Here is a 21291-nt window from a genome sequence, read left to right on the forward strand (position 1 = left end):
ATGAATTTCGACCGGGAGAGGTGAAGGTCGTTGCAAAACATGTATAAATTCGATTTCGGTACGGAAACGCCAGGCCATGAACATATCAAAATAACCGCTGAGACCTTATATATTCCTGAGCTTGGCTACGGATTCCATTCCGTATCCAGCATATCTGCCGTGAATCGGGCGGGGGGAGAGGCATTAACGGGAGATTTTATCATCCCGCTGAACGCAGCGTTTCAGGTCGATGTCTCGGATGGCCTGTACACCTTGCATCTATTGATTGGCGATGCCTGGTTTGATACGGAAACCTCCATTCGGGGGACGGAAGGGCAAATGCTGCTCGCTGGGAAACTCATCCCGGCAGGCCACTTTGAACGTTACAGTATGACGGTGCCAGCGGTTCAAGGGAAAATCGTACTGTACTTTTCTGGACGGGCTCCCCGAATTAACGCATTGGAAGTGCTGCCTGCTCCGCATGCGTGCCAGGTGTTTCTGGCTGGGGATTCGACGGTAACAAACCAGCCCGCGGACGGCTATCCTTATGCCGGGTGGGGGCAAATGCTGCCCGCATTCATAAAAGCGGATGCGGCCGTGAGCAATTATGCACGTTCCGGCCGAAGCTCCAAGAGCTTTATTGCGGAGGGAATCCTGGAGCAAATCCGGGAGAAGATGAAACCCCATGATTATATGCTGATTCAGTTTGGCCATAACGATCAGAAGCGCGACGAGGGAAGGTATACGGAACCTAACTCGACATACAGGGAGTTTTTAACACGGTACGTGGACGTTTGCAGGGAGAAACAGGCGACTCCGATCCTGGTTACCCCTGTTCACCGCCGTTACTTTGATGGCAAGGGAAGGCTGAAGGACACGCATGGTGATTATGTAACGGCCGTTCGGGAGCTGGCCGCGGAGGAGCAGGTGCCCTTGGTCGATTTGGCGGCGCTGAGTCTGGAGTATTTTAACCGGCTGGGTCCGGAAGGTACCAAATCCGTGTTTATGTGGGGAAGGCCGGGGGAATTTCTTCGGTTCCCGCAGGGCGTAATGGACAACACTCATTTTCAACAGCGAGGAGCGGTCCAGTTGGCCGATATGGTGGTTGGCGGTTTGAAGGCGCTTGGACTCCAGCCGTTGTCCCTGTTTCTGCGGTAACAAGCCGGGTCCCGAACCTGAAAAAGAGGAACTTTGGCACCCGCAGCGAATCTATTCAAAACACCCTAAATCATACGAGCGAGGAGCGAAACGCATGTCAAAAGGTGAAAAGCAATGGATTATTCCCGATGGGTATATCCCTCCTGAAAGCAGCGGAGAACTAACCAGTCATGAATCCGTCTGTGTTTTGAACTTAACCGAGCAGGACGTAGTGGTTACGATTCATGCTTACTTCGAGGATCGTGACCCATTGCTGGGAATGGAAACCATCGTGCCAGCAAGAAGAACCAAGCACATACGGACCAGCTTGCTTAAAACGGACGAAGGGAAAGGCATTCCTTCGGGTATTCCCTATGCCATGGAAGTTACAAGCAGTGCACCTGTGTTTGTTCAATACAGCCGACTCGATTCCACTCAGGCCGAGAATGCTCTAATGAGCGTGATGGCGTACCCGGTAAGCAGATCTTAAAGGATGGTGATTGTATGACACAGACTGTGATCTACACCTCAGAGCCCCCAGAGGATTTTCAGCAACTGGAGGCTTTGTACGCTTCGCTTGGTTGGAACTCTATCCATCTATCCGTTACCGAATTGAACATGATGTGCTTGAATAGCTGGTATGCCGTCTATGCGTTTGAAGGACAGAAATTAGTGGGCATGGGACGTGTGATTTCCGACGGGGTGATCACCGGCGTTATTTGCGGATTAGGCGTACATCCGGATTATCAGTCCAGAGGGATAGGCCGACGGATCCTCCAACGATTGGTTGAACATTGCGAGAAGTCCCGGGTCTTCCCGCAGCTGATGTGTGAGGAAGGACTGGAACCGTATTACGAGAAACTGGGCTTTCAGCGATTCACCATTGGGATGAAGAAGAATATTCAGCGAACTCATTCATCGGACGTCCCATAATCCTTGATCGTTATTTTGACCTCATGCTTGATCGGAACCTCACTAAAGGTTTGATCCCAATCTTTTTTGGCTTCTTTCCATATATGAGGATACTTGATTCTCAATTTGTTTCCGAACCCGGAAACGTCTGCTCGGTATTCATGTTGAATTTTATCCAGGACATTCTCAACTAAACGCTCCACCTCTTCCTCAATCGCTCTTTCGGTTCTTTTCAAAAATTCAGTTTCCATGGTTTTCTCCGAAACCACCCAATGCTCGGCGATTCTTCCTTCAGACTCGATGTTTATATCAAACGAGATGTTGTTCCCGTCAACATGAGGCTTAATTTTACTTTTCATTGACAATATTTCATATATAATTGGCTGGCCTGTCTTTTTATCCACGCTTTTAACCAGACCGCCTTTCCCCTTTCCGGTTATCCACGTTAAGCCTTCGATTTCCTTTTCATTCAAAAAACCGCGCAGTTTTCTAGTTTTCCCTTCAATGACGGCAGCTCCTGCAAATTTTATGTCTCCATTCGACGATGAAACGACATTTTGCAAAAGAAAGCTGGCCCCTGAATGCAGCTTCCCCTCGATCTTGGTCAGTGTAGTCGGTGGTAAGATCTTTGTGGTTCTTTCGTGACCATGTGTCATTTCAACGAGTTTAAACGCTGGAATTTCCATCGGCTTTTTCGATTCTAGCGTTTTGCTCGCACGGTTCTGAGCGATGAGAAGGAGGCCGCTTGGCCTCATCTCCTGTTCCCTGATAAAAAAATCCAAGATCTTTTGCAAATCCAAGGTACGTGCAAGATCCTCGCCAATAATAATCACTTTTGAATGCTCAGCAAATGCGTGCTTTTCGATTCTTAATACCATATTGCGTAAGGTCGGCAGGATCGCATCTCCTGTTTCGGAAACGTTGTTATACGCTTTTTGTTGTGAAGAACCGGTTTTTGTTCCTTTGCCTGTTGTCTCTGCGGTAACAATTTGATTGGTTATCGTAATTCGATCCCGCTTAGGAGGCTCGCCTGCTTGTCCCGCAGACTCTTCCAGAGGCCCCTGTTTTTCCAAATCCAACGAAGTACCTACAATGAGGCCCAAATCTTCAATTTCTTTATTGCTCCAGCATCCTGCAAGAGGTAGGAGGATAAGAACCAACAGCGCACTCAAGAGGGTTCGTATCGTAATATGCTTCAAGCTTTTCCACCTCTCACTCTTGAGACTAGAAGTAAGATTACTGGCAGTACGGCAAATAATAATAACGCAACATTGCCGACCATATCCCCAAGTTTAAATAGGTCATTGATATTTTTGGGAGCCATGGCAATGACGTAAATTATCGGAACCAAGCCATATACAAATGAATGAATCTTTTTTTTGAAGAGTTGGGCCAGCCCTAGAGCAGCCGCATAGTAGGTAATGGTGAAGGTCGTGAATATTTGCATAATCCATATGACAAGCAAGAAAGATTCAAACCGTTCAAAGATCAAACCGGGGATTTCAAAACTACGCATAAGTTCAAGCGTGGGCCATGTACTCGTGACCACTCCATCGATCGATAGGGCTCCGATGACCATAACAACGGTGATGACGTAAAAGAGCAAGGGGATGAATACGCCAATTAGAACAACTTTAACGGCTTTGTCCGGCTTTTTCATAAACGCTACAAGGAGCAGCATAATTTCAGAACCTAAAAAAGCGAGAGCGGTTGTCTTTATTCCCTTTAGCATAGGGACAATTCCCAATCCTAACACGGGACGGAGATTATCTATTTCAAATATGCCTAAACTCAAAAAGGCAACCAGTAAAAAAATGACGATGGTAATAGGGAATATGATTTCAAACAAACGGGCGATCGTGTTTATTCCGCCTATGATCAGATAAAGACCTATCCACATAAAAGGAAGGATGATGGCCCAGGTGGGGGTACCTTCCAGCAAAAAAAGGCCGGTTACTTCTGCCATTGTTCTGACTTCATATGCAGAAAGTGTAAAAAAGTAACCGATAATAAGTAAACTGAGGAACCCGCCCATCCATTTTCCTACAATTTCTTGGCTGTATTGATAGAAGGTTTTTTCGGGGTATCGCTGGTTTAATTTCACGATGATCAGCCCTACGATCATGGCGATGATTCCGCCCAAAATAACGGTGATCCACACATCGGGCGTTTTCACTTTCTCCACGGAAGTTCGGGGGAGGGTGAGGATCCCGGCTGCAAGAATATAATTGACGAGGATAACCGCTGCTTGCACATTCGTAATTTGGCCCTTTGAACTACCCATCATGTTGTTTTATTTCCTTTCATAAAGAGCTATCCTTAACGGATGGAATCTTTCTTATGTATCGCCTTCCGAAAGCGTTTCATCTTCAGAAGTGGCATTCGAATCATTAAGTCTTTCCAATCACTTACTCGATAAGGAACGACCGGAGTGATAAAGGGAACACCAAAACTCTTCAACCTCACTAAATGGCTGCAAAGGAAAAGGAAAAACAAAACGACCCCGTACAATCCATACACAGCAGCGAAAAACATCGCTACAAAACGAAGCATGCGAAACGTAATTCCAGCGCTGTATTGAGGGACGGCAAAGGAAGAAATGGCAGTCAACGCCACCACGATCACCATAATCGGACTGACAATCCCCGCTTGTACGGCTGCTTCCCCTATGACTAATCCGCCAACGATACCCATGGCCGGACCAATGGGTTTAGGCAATCGCAGACCACCTTCCCGCAGAATCTCGATCGCCACTTCCATGATCAGGGCTTCGATTATGGCTGGAAACGGTACGCCTTCCCTCGTGCCCATGATCGACAAGGCCAGTTTGGTAGGGATCAACCCTTGGTGAAACGAGACAAACGAAATATACAAGGAGGGACCAAAAAGCGATATAAGGGCCGCGAAATAACGTAACAAGCGGATGAGAAAACTCGGCAACCAACGATCATAATAGTCTTCTGGTGAGTGCAGCATCATACTTAATGAAACCGGAACGATCAAAGCGAAAGGCGTCCCATCCAACAAGATGGCAACCCGTCCTTCCATCAAGGCGCTGTAAACGCGGTCGGGACGTTCCGTATTCTGTACTTGTGTAAAAGGACTGAGGTAATTATCCTCGATCAGCTGCTCTACATAGCCTGATTCCGGTACATCATCTACATTGATTTTTTTGATTCTTTTCTGAACCTCTTCCACCAAAGCAGGATCCGCCATATCTTTGATATAGGCGATGACAAGTTCTTTTTTAGAACGTTCTCCTACTTGAAACTTGATGATGGATAAGCTGCTGTTATCACCATGCTGTCGTAAAAGGGCGGTATTATCACTTAACGATTCTGTGAATCCTAACCGTGGGCCTCGAACCAATGGCTCTGATGACGGTTCTTCATTATTGCGCGATTTCCCTTTGGTTGTACCGAGAATGAGCACATTCTGCACGCCATCCACTAACAGTGCAGTCGAACCTGTCAATATCTTGGACACCAAATCATGAACATGATGGGCTTCTGTTACTTCACTAATGGTAAGAACTTGATTTTTAATAAACTCTTTAGTAATGACACCTTGCACAAGAGAGGGATCCCGATCATTTTTTTCGAAGAAGCTCGCCATAAGCGATTTCATAATGTGTTTGTCGATGAGTTCTTTATCCGACAGTCCGTCTACGAAAACGATGGCCGCATAAATGCCTGTGCCTCCAATGTAAAACTCCCTAAAGCGCACATCCGAGTTATGACCGATCTCGTTTCTCACCAGTTCAAGATCCAAGGCGAATTTTCCCGTAAAATGATCTAGTGAGGTTTGAGCGGGATCCAATGATTTGTTATTTTCATGGTCATGTTGTTTCATTGTGGATACCTGCCATTTCCTCAGTCTTCCTTTGAGTTATGAACCCATTTAAAAAACCTTGAGATGATATATGGAACCATAAAAGCGATGAAACCTTGCATAAAAACCTTCCATTCCGGAATGTAGGAAAGCACCATTTTCCACATGTGAATCCCCCTGTTCAGGCAACAAAGTTTCAAACATAGACCCTCTAGTTCCATTATTATCGATGCAGCAGCAGTTTAAACTTAAAACACGGTTCCACCGTTCCAGGGAAAGGCAACCGTTTCCTTACCCTCTTGCATATCGTCACGCGAGTGCATGGAACGTTGAACCGTGTGCTTTGCTCAAGGAAACGGGATACACGGGAGGGAAATAATGTTAAAATAAGTTTGGGCGAATAAAGGCAGAGTCGTGATTTCCGTGCCAGGATTTTTTGGGTGAAACGGGCTCCTATTCGGCGAAGATCTGACCAAAACTAGCGATTCTCTTTAACGATAGAGTAGTCGGGGGTACCATGATTTTTTATATGAGGTGATTGGATGATGAAGCCACTGTCTGTAGGAATCATCGGGACGGGATTTGGCAGAACGGTTCATGCTCCTATTTTTCAGATGCATCCCGGGTTTCATGTGAAAGCAATTGCCAGCGTTCATCGACAACGCACGGTGGACCGCACGTGGAATGGAATTCCGTATTACAGAAATTGGCGTGACATGCTGGATAGAGAGCAGTTGGATCTGGTATCGATCGTATCTGCACCAGGCCATCATTATGAAATGACGATGCTTGTCCTGCAGTCCGGCTACCACGTCCTGACGGAGAAACCTCTGGGCATGAATACGGAGCAAACGTTACAAATGCTAAGAGAGTCAGAACGGCTGGATCGACAAGCTTTCGTTAATTTTCAATGGAGATGGAACCCGATTAGGCAACGAATCAAACATATTTTGATGGGCAAAGAGCTGGGAGATATTCAGCATATCAAATATAACGGGAGTTTCTCTGGATACTCCGTTCTGACGGAGTCATATAGGGGGTGGGAAGCCCGAAGTGAGAATGGCGGAGGATTCCTGTTCGCGGTGGGTTCCCATATGGTTGATTCACTGATATGGTGGATGGGCGAAGAGATAACGGAAGTGTACGGCGATTTGAAAACTCAGATACCCTCTTATAATGGGGATGCCGGGATTGAGATTAGGGATGCCGATGATGCGTTTACCTTCACGGGCAGATTTAAAGGTGGAACTTCGCTTGTGGTGGATGTGTTTTTTCCAGGAATCCACGGCATGGGTTGGACGTTGGAGATTTACGGGACCAAGGGAACGCTGATCATGCGAAATGACCAAAACATCGAATGTAGCTTTGGCGGTGCATTTGAATCGATCGATATCGACCCGTTTCATCCCCCGGCAAATCTGGAGGCTCCGGCATTGCACTATTATAACGGCTTTTATCAGATGATAGATGGCATATACCACAGTTTAACTGGAAACACCCCAATAATAGATTTACCGACTTTTGCTGATGGGCATAAGGCCCAAGCCGTTCTTGACGCGGTGCGGCTTTCGTCCGAGACGCACAGTCGAATCAACATTGACTATGGATCACTGCCATGATTCGGTATAGTCTGCAGTAAAACTCGAAGGAGGCGGAAGCACATGACTCAGCGTCGTTTACAGATAGGCATGTGGGATCAGTTTACGGAAGAGCGATGGGAACGGCTTGCGGACAAACATATCAGCGGGATGGAAATATGCAGCTTTCCGAATCGGGAGGCGTTGGTTGAGGTCAGCGATTTTTGCCGTAACCGGCGGATCGCGTTCGGTGTTCATGCCCCGATTCTTCGTGAAGCGGGATATCGGTTGCCACAAGTCAATGCACCTGAACCCGAGGTCTTTCGGGAAGCGCTCGAACAAATCTCGGCAGAGGTTCAGTTAGCCTCCAGTGTGGGGGCAGATTATATGCTGTTTCATTATCCGTTTTATCCGGTCTTTCAGGAGCCTTTCACGCCGTACCCGAGACTTCCTGGCCCCGAGGATCGTTACAGTTACAACCAATTGGGCAAAGGAAATTTCCGGGAAATGTCGAAGCGGTTATTCGAGTTTCTCTGTGAACTCCAGCTTCGCTATGGGCAGCGCATTGTGCTAGAGCATGATTTCTTTGGAGATTACGGGGATGTGCTGATCGATAGCTTTTACGCTTATCCCGACATCGGGTTTGTGCTGGATACGGCCAGGCTTGATATAGCTCGCAGGGCCTTTCAAGGTTTTGATCCATACCCGTTTCTCGATCGGATGGCGTCCCGGATTTATTTGGTCCATTACAGTAACGTATGGTACGAAAAGGACAAGTTCACGCATCATCTGCCGGTGCTGCCGGAGCATGATCATGATTCGAACTATGGAGAAGCCTACGCCTATTTGCAATACGTTGCCGCCCGTAATTCACGGTTCCATGTGACGTTTGAACATAACGCAAGCCTGATCACTCGGCAGCAATTGCAGCAGATCTATGACCAGACGGCATTCATGCTTCAAGAGCAGGGAGGGCACGTACTAATTCGGCCGTAAACGCGATAGACATATAGGGAGAAACAGACTGCAGATTCAATCGGTGACATGATATGGCACGACTTAGCTTGCACCTCAGTGGGGAGGAACCCTCTATGATACAGAGCTTGATCGTTGTGTTTGTCCTGACGATGATTATTCATACGGCGGAGACGTTGTCATACTCTGCGAGATATGCCGGAGTGAAATTGAACAAAATTGCGGTGGCGTTATCCTTGACCGGAATCATTGTGCTGGTTTCCAGAACGTCCAATCTGGTTCAAGCTCCGCTGACGGGGAAATTCGTGGATTATGCAAAAGTGGATCCTTCGTTTGACGTGCTCTCCTATTTCAGGGCGATATTGCTGGCCGCATCCATCGGAACGATTGTCGCGATCGCATTGTTTCCTACCTTCGTCAATCTGTTCAGCCGAATTATCAGTAAGCTGGAGGTCGCCGGATCCATACCGAAGCTTGTATCGAGCGTGACCATCGGTCAGCTCAAGAATACGCGACATTACATCAGGAAGCCGAATCTGAAGTGGAGCCAGTTTCGTTACTTAGGCGTACCTAAACGGTTTATTTTGCTGAATATCGTGGTCACGGCTTTTTACACGGTGGGTGTCCTGGCATCCCTGTATGCCGCACATCTCGTTCCCCAGTACAGCACCATGGCCTCCCAAGCGTCCGGACTGATCAACGGGATTGCAACAATTATCTTAACGATATTTATCGATCCCCAGCTTGGTTTGATTACGGACAAAGCCACCCGTAATGAGGAAGCGAGGGAACAGCTGGGCAAGGTGTATACGATGCTGATGGTTTCGCGGTTTTTCGGAACGATGCTGGCCCAGCTCGTGATTATTCCGGCGGCTTACGTCATCAGTGAGATTGTGAAATGGATATAAAGACGGCGGTATTGGTTAGAAAACAAGAACGAGAGAGGAGGGGGGATCATGATGACGCGTAGACGTCTGGCGATGGAATCCGTGCTGTTTCCCGCAGCGATATATATAGGCTATTTTGCATTTATGATGCTGCAAGGGATGGTGCTAACACAGAGACATGCGCAGGATCTGGATCTGACCAGGCAATATGAACGGGTGGAAATCCTGCAGACCCAGGTTACGTTTGGAATGGTGGAACGGAGCAGCGGGTGGCAAACAGCAGCAGCGATCGGAGGCTTCGTTCTATTGGGCGGCTTATATGGTTACATAAGATGGCAATGGACCAAACGGAGATCGCAGTCATAAATTTGAAGTCTTAGAGCACAAACCCTGTCATGGATTTTCGTCCACGGCAGGGTTATTTATTTCGTTCCATGGATCGCCGTCTAGAGGCGCTCAATCGCCCAATATATCGGATGATTGGATGACCCAATTATCCGGTTTCCACTGCCTTATAGGTCAAAACTACCGTGATTTTATCGATGAAAGCGCTATTTTTATGCTTGACAGCCTATTCAGATGCGTTTATGCTAAACGTGCGGTTAATTGGATCACCCAATTATCGTTTGCGCAAGTAGGGATAGAGAGGGTAGTCATATGACCATTAAGAAGATTAAATATCATCGGGTGTACGAGGATGTTATCGAACAGATCAAGAATCTGATTCTGGAAGGGAATCTGGCTCCGGGTGATGTCCTGCCGACAGAACGGGAGTTGGCCCAGTCCTTCGGCATTAGCCGCGGAACATTGCGGGAAGCCTTTCGTATTCTGGAGCGTGAGGGCTTGATTGAAGCCAGACCGGGCGGCGGACGTTTCCTGAGCAAAGCACTGGATGTAGCCGAGGATCGAAGCCGCATTCTGGACAATATTGAACGCGCTACCATTATAGAATTGTTGGAGGCGCGGGAATTGTTCGAGACGGGAATCGTGGAGCTGGCGGCAAAGCGCGCAACCGATGAGGATATTGCCGAGATTGAAGCCGCCTTCGCGACATGGGGGGAGATCGATCAGAACGCGGAGGATCGCTCGAAGCCGGATCAGGCGTTTCACCTGTCGATCGCCAAAGCCACGCATAACGTGGTCCTTGTCAATATGATTGAACTGCATATGGATTTACTTCAGCGGACGCTGAGCAAAACAGCCCAGATTCCGGGGCGCAAGAGCGAGGTCTACGAAGAGCATTTACTTATTATGCAAGCCATTAAGGAACGGGATCCGGTAAAAGCGAAGCTGGCTTTGCTGAACCATCTTAGCCGGGTTAAAGAAAACATACAGAAAAACCACATTCATGTTTAAGAGGGGGAAAATGCACCCCCTTTTAGCACAAATTGGATAATCCAATTATCCAATGGTCATGGGTGAATATGTGGGTAGAGAGGGACTGCAGATGAATACAGACATTCGAATTCTATCACCCTGCGGCATGCTGGGATATGGCTTTCCTGAACAATCCTTTATGAACGGACTGGAGTTTGATCTGCACGGCATCGTCGTGGATGCAGGATCTACGGATGGCGGACCGCATAAGCTGGGCGCCGGCGTATCGATCGTCAGCAAGCGTGCGGTTAAGAAAGACCTGGACATCATGATCACCCAGGGTTTGCCTCGGAACATTCCGATTATCATCGGATCGGCCGGCGGCTCGGGAGCAAGGACCCATGTGAACTGGACGCTGGATATCATTGATGAGATTTTGGATGAGCGGGGTCTTCAGGCCAAGGTGTCCGTTATCTGGGCGGATTTTACGCAGGAGGAAATCCATCTGGCAAGCGAAGAAGGGAGAATCAAGGGACTGAGCCCGAACATTCCGCCACTGACCCGCGAGCGGATTGATTCCACGAACAGCATCGTTGCCCAGATGGGACACGAGCCTATTGTGGAAGCGCTTAAACAAGGGGGAGACATCATCGTATGCGGCCGGGCTTATGATCCGTCCCCATTCGCGGCGATCGGGATCTATCATGGCAAGGACCCGGGGCTATCCTATCATCTGGGAAAAATATTGGAATGCGGCGCACTGTGCGCCGAACCTGGCACAACCAAGGACAGCATTCTTGGCACGATCAGCGATGATTCGTTTACCGTTCAATCGCTTAACCCGAACCGGACGTGCAGCCCGACCAGCGTTGCCGCCCATACCTTCTATGAGAAGGAACATCCGTATATCCTGCATGGTCCCGGATTCACGCTTGATTTGGAGAATTGCCGATTCGAGGAAGTGGAAAAAGGCGTCGTTCGCGTGACGGGCAGCAGGTACCTTCCGGCGGAGAAATATTTCATCAAGCTGGAAGGCGCAAGACGCGTCGCGTATCGGACCTTTGTGGTCGCAGGGATCCGGGACCCGATCCTGATCGGGAAGCTGGAAGAGGTTGAAGAATATGTGCGCAACCAGGCGCGGGAATATTACCGGGAAATTCCGGAATCGGATTATCGGATTCAATTCTACAACTACGGCAAGAACGGCGTTCTCGGAAGCAAGGAGCCCGAGTCGTTCGACGGGCACGAGATCGGCGTCATGTTCGAAGTGGTGGCCAAGACGCAGGAGTTGGCAAACAGCATATGCGCGACGGTGCGTTCCACCTTCCTGCACTACGGCTACGAAGGCCGGAAATCAACGGCAGGCAATCTCGCGTTTCCATTCGCGCCAAGCGACATCGAGTTCGGTCCTGTGTATGAATTCTCCGTCTACCATCTGATGGAAATGAAAAATAATGCTTTTCGTATAGAGCATCGATAAGGAGGATCAAACCATGACTCAACTCGGCGATTTGGCGAAGGTGCTGCGAAGCAAAAACTCGGGCCCCTTCGAAATTACATTAGACGTGTTGTTTGATTCCAAGGAGCAATATGACAGAGTGAAACAGTCCGGCATCATATCGAAACGGACCATATGCGAGCTGTATCAGATACGGGAGGAGCAGATTCATCATCTGGTGTTTTTCGACCAGGCGCTGGGTTTCAAGATCACGATGTCGCGGGACATATCGTCGGGCAGCGTCGGCGACCGCGACGTGTACGGTGCCCAGCAGCATGCTCCCCTCATGAAGTTATCCGTCGAACATGGGGAGGAGGGGTAATCCATGAAGGTGTTAAGACGCTTAAGGCAGGATTGGGTATTATACGCAATGCTGTCGCTGCCTCTGCTCTACTTTTTTGTTTTTCATATCATTCCGCTGTACGGCATGAAACTCGCCTTTCAGGATTACCGGATTCTTGGGGATCATGTTTGGGTCGGGTGGAAGCACTTCAAGACGTTGTTTAGCTCCCCCGCCTTCACAAGCGTGCTGCAGAATACCATTATCATCAGTTTGATGAAAATCGTATTCGTGTTCCCGATTCCGATCATGCTGTCGCTTCTGATTAATGAAGTTCGGAGCTCGAAATACCGCAAATATGTGCAATCCGTGGTTTATCTGCCGCATTTCCTGTCTTGGGTCGTGATTGCCGGGATCTGGATCAGTCTCTTGAACCCAGCCGAAGGCGGAGTCAATTTGATTGCGAATTTCTTTCAACTGCCATCGGTGGATTACATGACCAGCAAGGAGCATATCCGTTGGGTGCTCGTATTCTCCGAAATCTGGCGAAGCGCGGGTTGGGATTCCATCATTTATCTGGCAGCCATCATGAAGATCAGCCCAGGATTGTATGAAGCAGCCAAGATCGACGGGGCGACCCGGCTGCAGCAGATGAGGTACATCACGCTTCCTCATTTATACAGCACAGTTGTAACCGTCTTCATTCTGAATCTGGGCTTCTTCATGAATGCTGGTTTCGATCAGGTGTTTAACTTTATGAACGATTCCATCATCAGCGTGGTCGATATTCTGGATACGTATGTGTACCGGATCGGTATCGGAAACGGACAGTTTGCTTATGCAACCGCGGCGAGCCTGTTCAAGGGCGTGATCGGCATCATTCTCATCCTGGGCACGCATTTCATATCGAAGCGCTTCTCGGGCAAGGGCGTCTGGTAAAGGAGGGATTTACGATGAGACGGCTTGAAATTTCCAAAATCGTCATTTATCTGATGTTGTTTGTATTTACGCTCATGGTCTTGGTTCCTCTCCTGAATCTGCTGGCGCTGTCTCTGACCGACCCCGGCAAAGCCCATCTGATGGGCGGTCTGGACATCATTCCGAAGGGATTCTCAACGATCAATTACCAGCTGTTGTTGTCCAATCCCTTGATCACGGGCAGTATTCTGAATTCGGTATGGATTACCGTGGCAGGCACATTCCTGAATCTGCTGCTGACCTCCATGGCAGCGTACGTGCTGGCGAGAACCGAGTTTATCGGCAAAAAGGTCGTGTTGTTTTTCCTGATCGTCATTATGGTATTCGAGCCGGGCATGATTCCCGAATACCTGCTCGTGAAGGATCTCGGACTGATGAATACGTTAACCTCGCTGATCCTGTACAAAGCGATCAACGTGTACTATCTCTTTATTCTGATGCGGTTCATTCAGGACATTCCGGAGGAGATTCTGGAGGCATCCCGAATCGACGGCGCAGGCCATTTCCGCTTGTACAGCCGCATCATCCTGCCGCTCTCCAAACCGGGGCTGGCGACCTTGGGCTTGTTCTACGGGGTGTATCACTGGAATGAATATTTCCGGGCGACGCTCTATATTTCGGACCCGACCAAATGGCCGCTGCAGGTCGTGCTCAGGCAGTTTGTTGTCCGTAAGGACAATACGTCCCTGATCGGGAACCAGAACATGTTCGACAGCTCGATCAATTTTGATTTCGCTTCCCTGCAGGCAGGTACGATCATGATCGCGATTGTGCCGCTGTTATTCCTATATCCGTTCATTTTGAAATATTACGCCAAAGGCGAACTGGAGGGCGGAGTCAAGGATTAAGCTAAGGAAGGCAGCTTAACTTAAGGCATGAATGTTCAAATTCAAAAAAGGGGAGAAAGATGAACATGAAAAAATTAAGCCTGTTATTAATCGTTGCCATGCTGGTTATGGTCATGTCGGCATGTACATCGAATTCGAAGACGCCGGGAGCGGGCCAGACCGAGCCCGGGACCGCGCAGCCTGAAGGAAGCGGTGATCCGGTTACGCTGAAGATCGTGTACAAGGATGAAGGAACGGCGAATCCCGTTTCCGTTAAATTCTTCGAGACCTTGGAGAAATCCCTGGCCGAAGACGAAGGCTTAAACGTGAAATTCGAGCTAGTGGATCTGGCACAGGGCAGTTATGCCGAGAACCTGAATCTGCTGCTGTTGGGCGGAACCATTCCGGATATCATCTACTTCCAAGGCGGCGACCAGCAAATTGCCGAACAAGGCCTGCTGGAGGATCTGACGCCTTACATTGAAAAATCCACTTACATTAAAGATATCATCGAGCCGCATAACCAAACGCGGATGGCAAGCTATCCGTATCTGCTGTGGATCAAACCGCTCGCACCGAAGACACCGGTCATCCGGGCCGACTGGTTTAATGCCATGGATAGCTCCAAGGCCTTGATGGAGAATCCGACCGTCGACAATTATTACGCCTTCTTTAAGGAATTGGTGGAGAAGAAGCCGGGTGAAGGCAAGCCGAGCTACGCGCTGACGGCAGCAGGCGATATTGCCGAGATCAATTTCATTTTCAATACGGCTTTCGGTTTGGATACGACTTGGCTTAAGAAGGAAGACGGCACTTATGAGTACTCCAAGGTTTCCCAGAATGAAAAAGAAAAGCTGACGTTCTACAACAAGCTCTACAAGGAAGGGCTGCTGGACCCGCAATTCATTACGAAGCAGTGGGATACCAAGGAAGATGCCTTCTATAAAGGGGAAGCTGCCGTTATTACGGGCACAGCCGGCAAAATCATCGATTTGTATGACGGAAGAATGCAGGAGCTTGGCGGAGAAGACGCTAACCTGATCGTGCTGCCGCCTGCCAAGGGTGAAGCTCAAGGCTTCGGGGCAACCGATGTAACGAAGGAATCCAGAGGACTTGCGATCTCTTCCCAGTCACCGCATAAAGACGTGGCGTTCAAGGTCTTTGATTACCTTGCAAGTCCGAAGGGGCAAATGCTGGACCGTCTCGGTTTCGAAGACGAGCATTATAAAGTCGTTGACGGCGAGATCGAGCTGAACGAGAAATATTACAGCGAATGGTATGCGCGTTTCTGGGAGCCGACCGAGATCAAATCCGAAACGCCTTTGAAAACGCCGCTATTGGGTGAGCCTGGAACCGAATCGTTGAAAATGGCTGGCGATTTCTACACGGAAGACAATAATTTCATCATCCCTGAGCAATTCATTGCGAACTGGGATGCGATGAACAATCTGTACAAGGAATATTCGACGGACTTTATTACAGGCAAGAAGGATTTGTCCCAATTCGACCAATTCGTTGAAGCATGGAATGCTGCAGGCGGAGCAGAGATAACGAAATACGCCAACGAAAACATCAAGTAAGGAGCCTATAACTATGACTTCGTTTCGTGACCGGGTGAGGGGCGTGGTGATATCCACCGCGCTCGGAGACGCAATGGGAGCTCCAATCGAGAAATTGACGTACAGGGAGATCAAGTCCAAGTACGGACGCGTGGAATCCCTCATGACAAGATGGCATAAGATGGACCTGCCCCCCGACGTCCGGCTTGGCCGGGTAAGGGGCGATGGCATTGTCACGGACGATACGCTGATGACCATTGCGCTCATGAACGTGTATCTTACCGAGGGCAGGCATCTGGATGCCTATGATATGGGAAACGAGTTCGTGAAGGAGATTGCGTTCCGCAAGACGTTTGTCCCTGAGCTGAATGAGGAGACGCTGATTATTGACCGATTGTTCTATCCGGAAAAATACATCTTCATGCGTCATGTGCTGGCCAATTGCGATCCGAGAGAAGGCGGCATCGGGAATATGGTGAACTGCGGGGCGGCAATGTACATCGCCCCGATCGGGATCGTCAATGCGGGCAATCCCAAGGCGGCCTATGATGAAGCCATCCTGTTTGCGATGGGTCATCAGAGCAGCTACGGCCTGGAAGCCGCGGGCGTGCTGGCCGCTTGCGTGGCGAAGGCCTTTGAGCCAGGGGTGAGTGTTGACGATATTGTCCGCACCGCCATCAGCCTGGCGAAAGACGGCACGAAAGCGGCCATTGTGGAGATGACGCAAGCCGCGCGCGATCTGCGGCAGGAGCGGGATGACATGGACAAAGTGATCGAGGTATTGCAAGCGATCATGCTTAAATATTCGCCGATGGGCGATGACGTGAGCCGCCATATCGACAAGGTCGGCATCCCGAGCAACCATTATACGCCAAGCCGTTTATGGTCGATTGAGGAGCTGCCGATGGCACTGGCGTTCATCGTGCTCAATGATGGAGAGTACTACCGTTCGATTTTGGACGGGGTTAACTCCGGGCGCGATACGGACTCGATCGGTGTTATGGCCGGGGTGATCCTGGGCGCCATGTATGGCAGCGAGGTCATCCGCAAGGAAGATATCGAACAGCTGAATAAGGTGAATCGTTTGGACCTGTGTGCCATCGCCGACCGGTTCAGCGGCATTGCCGCGAAGATCATCGAGGAGGATCTTCGCATCAATGAATCTCGGAAGGATATTGTGAGCCCATAGTTTTTTTGCAAGCTATTGGATCTCAGCGGATGTAGAGGAATGGTTGATACAGGAGGGAGAGCAAATGATACCTAAACATTATGTAGAGACGGTATATGCGGGATTCATCGGCATGAACATTGGCATAAGGCTCGGTGCTCCCATCGAACCGGTAGCTTGGACGTATGAACGCATTCGGGACGTATACGGCGATATCCGGGATTACGTGAAGCCGTACAAAACCTTTGCCGCGGACGATGACGCAAATGGTCCGGTTTTCTTTATTCGCGCGCTATATGACGATGCGACGGACCGTGAGCTTTCGCCGGAGGATGTGGGCAAGGCATGGCTCAATTACGCTAGGGAAGGGATTGGCATGTTCTGGTGGGGCGGCGAGGATATCAGTACCGAGCACCGCGCCTATGTGAATCTGCGCAAAGGCATCCCGGCCCCTCGTTCCGGTTCGATCGAGGTCAACGGCACGGAGATGGCGGAGCAGATCGGCGGCCAGATCTTCATCGATTCCTGGGGCCTGCTGTTCCCGGGGCAAGCGGAGAAAGCGGCGGATTACGCGGAAAAAGCGGCCAGTGTCTCCCATGACGGCAACGGGCTGTATGGCGCCCGCTTCATGGCCGCTTGCATAGCCAAAGCCTTTGATGCTTCATCCATGGATGAGATTATCGCGGAAGGCCTGCGCATGATTCCGGATGACTCCACCTATGCGCGCGTGGTCCATGCGGTGATGGACTTCCACCGGGAGCAGCCTTCCGATTTCCGCGCTTGCCGCCAGTATTTGGAGGACCACTGGGGATACGATAAATATACGGGCGTATGCCACATTATCCCGAATGCGGGCGTGTGCGTGCTTGCCCTTCTGTATGGCGAGGGAGATTATGCGCGCACGGTCGAGATCGCGTCGATGTGCGGCTGGGACACCGATTGCAACGCAGGCAATGTGGGAACGATCCTCGGCGTTTACGGAGGTCTGGCGGGAATCCCGGAACATTACCGTAAGCCGATCAATGACTTCATCGTGGCTTCCAGCGTGTCCGGCTATTTGAATCTGGTCGATTTTCCGACATTCGCCAAAGAGCTTGCACTGCTAGGTTATCGCCTTAACGGAGAGAAAGCACCTGAAGAGCTGTTTCGTCGGGTGAAGCAGGGCGAGGTATACTTTGATTTCGACCTGCCGGGATCTACGCATGGCTTCCGGACGAGCAATTCCTTCAAAACGCCGGTCGTTCGCCATTCGACGAAACATGTTTATGACAGCAGAGGATCGCTGGAAGTGGTTTTTGACAGACTAGTTGAAGGCGACAGCAGCAAAATCTATTTCAAACCGTTCTACCGGCGCGCCGAGTTCAACGATGAGAAGTATAAGCCGACCTTTGCGCCGCTGGCCTATAGCGGACAAACCGTATCCGCCCGCATTTATGTGGATCAGTGGGAAGGCGAACCGGTTACCTTGACTCCGTATGTGCGCAATACCTATACGCAGGAGGACGTGCGTTTGGCTGCGTTGACTCCCGTATGCGGAGAGTGGAACGCGGTGCAATTCGTCATCCCGGATACGGATGGTGCCATGATCGATGAGATCGGCTGGATCTTGGAGAGCCCGTCGCCGCTCTTGAACCGTGCCATCGGAAGTTTGTTCATCGGGCAATTCCGCATCACGGGGGCTTCAGACTATACGATCGATTTTGCCAAGCAGGCCAAAGAGTTCGCTTCCGTCACCCCATTCTCGCATCATCGCGGGAAATGGGAGCTGCGTGACGGTGCCCTGCATTGTTCCTCAGAAGGGGATACCTCCTCCTTTTCCGGCAATTATTATGCCGGAGATATGGAGATTGAGGCAACCATCAAACCGATATCCGGCACCAGCCATTGTCTGATTGCAAGAGCGCAAGGCATCATGCGTCATTATCTGGCCGGCTTCGACGGACCGAACTCCGTATCGTTTATCAAACAGGATTTCGGGATCAAGCGTCTGATTACGGCAAAATTCGATTGGGCATTGGGTAAAGAATACCGCCTGAAGCTGGTGTCCGAGAAGGACAGGTTCATTTTGTATATTAATGGAGAAAATGTGCTGGAATGCAAGGAAACCGCCTATGCTCACGGCATGTTCGGTTTCGGTTGTCTGGAGGATGGCGAGAACGAGATCAAGGAAGTTCGCGTCCGTACATTCGAGCCGAAGCCGGTTTAACAGAAGGGAGCGGGTTAACTTTGCGCAAGCTGGTTGTCATTGGAAGCATTAATATGGATGTTGTAAGTAATGTAGCGCAGTTTCCCCAGCCGGGGGAAACGATTCACAGCAGGGATGCACAGTTTTTTCCCGGAGGCAAAGGGGCGAATCAGGCTGTGGCCGCAGCCTTGGCAGGTGCCGATTGCAGCATGGTCGGCGCCGTGGGCCTGGATCCTTTTGGAAGCACTTTGGTTGCTTCCTTGGAGGAGCGCGGCGTTGGCGTCTCGTCCGTTCTCACCAAGGCAGGCACATCCGGAATCGCGATCATCACGGTCAACGAAGAAGGCGAGAACTATATCGTGCTCTCGGAAGGAGCCAATGGGCGGCTGACCGAAGAGGATGTTGCCGCCGAAGTGAACTGGGACGGCGTATATGCGGTGCTGCTGCAGAATGAAATTCCGTGGCAGACGACACAGCATGTCATCCGATCGGCCAGCAAGGCAGGCGTTCGCGTCTGGCTGAATCCGGCCCCCGCGCGAACGATTCCGCACGAGGTGTTTCCGCTGCTGGATACATTGATTGTAAACGAAACGGAAGCAAGCGTGGTTAGCGGGCTGAGGGTGGAGGACGCAGCTTCGGCCGAGGCAGCTTCAGCATCGATCATCGGAAGAGGCACCTCCAACGTGATCATCACCCTTGGCGAGTTAGGGTGCTTCTATGGGAATGCGCGCGGAGAGCGTTTTAACGTTCCGGCTTTCCGCGTCAAACCCGTGGATACCACGGCGGCAGGGGATACCTTCATCGGTGCTTATGCGGCAGCTTGCACGGAGGGGCTGGATACGGAAGCAGCGCTGCGGTTTGCGACCGCAGCTGCTGCATTGACGGTGACCCGTCCGGGTGCTCAATCCTCCATACCGGCTAAGGAAGAGATTGTGGCGTTTATGAATACATGAATCATGCTGCTAAAGAGAGGGCGTTTACGGATGCCTTCTCTTTTTGTTGTATAATGCAAGATTCCATGGGAGCTGCCGACATGTTATGCCGAACCCTTTCATATATGTAAGAGTGACGATAATGAATCTATGGAATGGGGGATCTGGCAAATGGCAAAACAAAAAAGAGGCAAATCCTTATGGCACTTACCGACTCGCGCGCGCGGCACATGCCCGGTGTGCAAGAGTACCCGGACCAAACTGTTGTATCCTCGGACCAAATCGGACGGAACTGCCCTGAAAGTGTGCAAGCGCTGCGACGGGGCATCGCAGGAGCGGGTGGATGCGGCTGTGTAAGCAGCTTCCCGATACCAAGGAAGGACTAGAAGTCAGGGATTATTTGGAATATAATAGTTTTATCTAAGCGTGCATAGGCCGGTTTCCTCGTGAAGCGGTCTATGCTTTTTTACACGGATCAAGGTTCTCTGGGGCATACTCGCGCATATTCGGCGGGGTTCGTAAACGTGAGGGACCTGGAGACGACGCGATTACAAGCAAGCTGGGATTCATATCAACCATTCATGGGCGGTGAAGGCATGTTAGAGGAACGGTTAAAGGAATACATAAGGCAGCACAAGCCATTGATGGCGGATTTGGGCATCGTTCGGGATTTAGCCCTGCCGCAATGTTATATTGCCGCGGGTTACATTCGAAATTATGTATGGGACATCCTGCATGGATTAGACGGGACGGACCGGCATACCGATATCGATGTCGTTTACTTCGATCCGGATGATGTGTCCGAAGAACGGGATGCTGCCCTGGAGCAGCACTTAAGGACCTCGACGGCGAACCCGAAATGGTCGGTCAAGAATCAGGCCAGAATGCATGCCAAGAATGGAGACGAGCCCTATCATTCAACCCATGCAGCGCTAACCCATTGGCCGGAGACGGCCACCGCGGTCGGGGCCAGACTGAACGTCGCAGGGGAGCTTGAGCTTTGCTGTCCTTACGGATTGGATGATTTATTCGCGCTTCGGGTTCGAAGAAGTCCTAACTTTGATAAACGGGGCTATTACTTGGAACGGGTACGCAAGAAACAATGGAAGGATCAGTGGCCGCGTTTATCGATCATCGAGGATTAGATTAGAGTTTGCCGAGTAAGAGATACGATCGGCAAGGATTTAGGCATTCTTATGTGGAATTTGTTGGAAAGCGGCTGATAACGGCAGAAACAAGGGGTTATAAC

Annotated in this window: 21 protein-coding genes; 18 read left to right on the forward strand and 3 right to left on the reverse strand. The window is 50.1% G+C overall.

The window, feature by feature from the left end; translation table 11 throughout:
* The first annotated feature begins 30 nt into the window (after positions 1 to 30).
* From AC3RCL_RS09260 to AC3RCL_RS09270, 3 genes are all read left to right on the forward strand, one after another.
* Complete coding sequence (locus tag AC3RCL_RS09260; protein WP_492535240.1) at positions 31 to 1137, forward strand: rhamnogalacturonan acetylesterase; 1107 nt, start codon at positions 31 to 33, stop codon at positions 1135 to 1137.
* Between the two features lie 94 nt (positions 1138 to 1231).
* On the forward strand, positions 1232 to 1606 hold the full coding sequence (locus AC3RCL_RS09265; RefSeq protein WP_492535241.1) for a sensory rhodopsin transducer: 375 nt from the start codon (positions 1232 to 1234) through the stop codon (positions 1604 to 1606).
* A gap of 14 nt (positions 1607 to 1620) precedes the next feature.
* Positions 1621 to 2049, forward strand: coding sequence for a GNAT family N-acetyltransferase (locus tag AC3RCL_RS09270; protein ID WP_492535242.1), 429 nt, complete (start codon positions 1621 to 1623; stop codon positions 2047 to 2049).
* Here AC3RCL_RS09270 and AC3RCL_RS09275 read toward each other — a convergent pair.
* Genes AC3RCL_RS09275 through AC3RCL_RS09285 form a run of 3 tightly spaced genes read right to left on the reverse strand, consistent with a single transcriptional unit; the run spans position 2028 to position 5880 of the window.
* Entirely contained in the window at positions 2028 to 3227 is a 1200-nt protein-coding gene (locus AC3RCL_RS09275) for a Ger(x)C family spore germination protein (protein ID WP_492535243.1), read from the reverse strand. The genes AC3RCL_RS09270 and AC3RCL_RS09275 overlap by 22 nt on opposite strands.
* A complete protein-coding gene (locus AC3RCL_RS09280) occupies positions 3224 to 4315 on the reverse strand; it encodes a spore germination protein (protein ID WP_492535244.1) in 1092 nt (363 codons plus the stop codon). The genes AC3RCL_RS09275 and AC3RCL_RS09280 overlap by 4 nt, the downstream gene beginning before the upstream one ends.
* A gap of 32 nt (positions 4316 to 4347) precedes the next feature.
* Positions 4348 to 5880 carry a spore germination protein gene (locus AC3RCL_RS09285; protein ID WP_492535245.1) on the reverse strand — a complete coding sequence of 511 codons (1533 nt, stop codon included), beginning with the start codon at positions 5878 to 5880 and terminating at the stop codon, positions 4348 to 4350.
* A gap of 521 nt (positions 5881 to 6401) precedes the next feature.
* On the opposite strand from AC3RCL_RS09285, the gene AC3RCL_RS09290 reads away from it, so the two are divergent.
* The 15 genes from AC3RCL_RS09290 to AC3RCL_RS09360 all read left to right on the forward strand — a co-directional run bounded on the left by AC3RCL_RS09290 (position 6402) and on the right by AC3RCL_RS09360 (position 21187).
* Positions 6402 to 7478, forward strand: coding sequence for a Gfo/Idh/MocA family protein (locus tag AC3RCL_RS09290; protein ID WP_492535246.1), 1077 nt, complete (start codon positions 6402 to 6404; stop codon positions 7476 to 7478).
* 42 nt (positions 7479 to 7520) lie between these two features.
* Positions 7521 to 8432, forward strand: coding sequence for a sugar phosphate isomerase/epimerase (locus AC3RCL_RS09295; protein WP_492535247.1), 912 nt, complete (start codon positions 7521 to 7523; stop codon positions 8430 to 8432).
* A gap of 95 nt (positions 8433 to 8527) precedes the next feature.
* Positions 8528 to 9319, forward strand: coding sequence for a lipid II flippase Amj family protein (locus tag AC3RCL_RS09300; RefSeq protein WP_015736440.1), 792 nt, complete (start codon positions 8528 to 8530; stop codon positions 9317 to 9319).
* A 48-nt stretch (positions 9320 to 9367) separates the two neighbouring features.
* Entirely contained in the window at positions 9368 to 9664 is a 297-nt protein-coding gene (locus tag AC3RCL_RS09305; RefSeq protein WP_492535248.1) for a hypothetical protein, read from the forward strand.
* 291 nt (positions 9665 to 9955) lie between these two features.
* Positions 9956 to 10654 (forward strand): FadR/GntR family transcriptional regulator, encoded by a 699-nt coding sequence (locus tag AC3RCL_RS09310; RefSeq protein WP_015736438.1) that lies wholly within the window; start codon positions 9956 to 9958, stop codon positions 10652 to 10654.
* A 91-nt stretch (positions 10655 to 10745) separates the two neighbouring features.
* The gene (locus tag AC3RCL_RS09315) at positions 10746 to 12095 is read left to right on the forward strand and encodes an acyclic terpene utilization AtuA family protein (protein ID WP_015736437.1); all 1350 of its coding nucleotides are present in this window, start codon (positions 10746 to 10748) and stop codon (positions 12093 to 12095) included.
* A 13-nt stretch (positions 12096 to 12108) separates the two neighbouring features.
* Complete coding sequence (locus AC3RCL_RS09320) at positions 12109 to 12435, forward strand: DUF4387 domain-containing protein (protein WP_015736436.1); 327 nt, start codon at positions 12109 to 12111, stop codon at positions 12433 to 12435.
* A gap of 3 nt (positions 12436 to 12438) precedes the next feature.
* Entirely contained in the window at positions 12439 to 13332 is an 894-nt protein-coding gene (locus tag AC3RCL_RS09325; RefSeq protein WP_009589957.1) for an ABC transporter permease, read from the forward strand.
* A 14-nt stretch (positions 13333 to 13346) separates the two neighbouring features.
* On the forward strand, positions 13347 to 14219 hold the full coding sequence (locus tag AC3RCL_RS09330) for a carbohydrate ABC transporter permease (protein WP_009589953.1): 873 nt from the start codon (positions 13347 to 13349) through the stop codon (positions 14217 to 14219).
* Between the two features lie 65 nt (positions 14220 to 14284).
* Positions 14285 to 15778 carry an extracellular solute-binding protein gene (locus tag AC3RCL_RS09335; protein ID WP_096776769.1) on the forward strand — a complete coding sequence of 498 codons (1494 nt, stop codon included), beginning with the start codon at positions 14285 to 14287 and terminating at the stop codon, positions 15776 to 15778.
* Positions 15779 to 15791: 13 nt separating this feature from the next.
* Positions 15792 to 16946, forward strand: coding sequence for an ADP-ribosylglycohydrolase family protein (locus tag AC3RCL_RS09340; protein ID WP_492535249.1), 1155 nt, complete (start codon positions 15792 to 15794; stop codon positions 16944 to 16946).
* A 64-nt stretch (positions 16947 to 17010) separates the two neighbouring features.
* A complete protein-coding gene (locus tag AC3RCL_RS09345) occupies positions 17011 to 19131 on the forward strand; it encodes an ADP-ribosylglycohydrolase family protein (protein WP_492535250.1) in 2121 nt (706 codons plus the stop codon).
* A 20-nt stretch (positions 19132 to 19151) separates the two neighbouring features.
* Entirely contained in the window at positions 19152 to 20063 is a 912-nt protein-coding gene (rbsK, locus tag AC3RCL_RS09350; protein WP_096776766.1) for a ribokinase, read from the forward strand.
* Positions 20064 to 20213: 150 nt separating this feature from the next.
* Entirely contained in the window at positions 20214 to 20399 is a 186-nt protein-coding gene (locus AC3RCL_RS09355) for a hypothetical protein (protein ID WP_081746334.1), read from the forward strand.
* A 239-nt stretch (positions 20400 to 20638) separates the two neighbouring features.
* Entirely contained in the window at positions 20639 to 21187 is a 549-nt protein-coding gene (locus AC3RCL_RS09360; protein WP_452520500.1) for a nucleotidyltransferase family protein, read from the forward strand.
* Positions 21188 to 21291: the final 104 nt, after the last annotated feature.

The organism is Paenibacillus sp. MT86, from assembly GCF_058792535.1.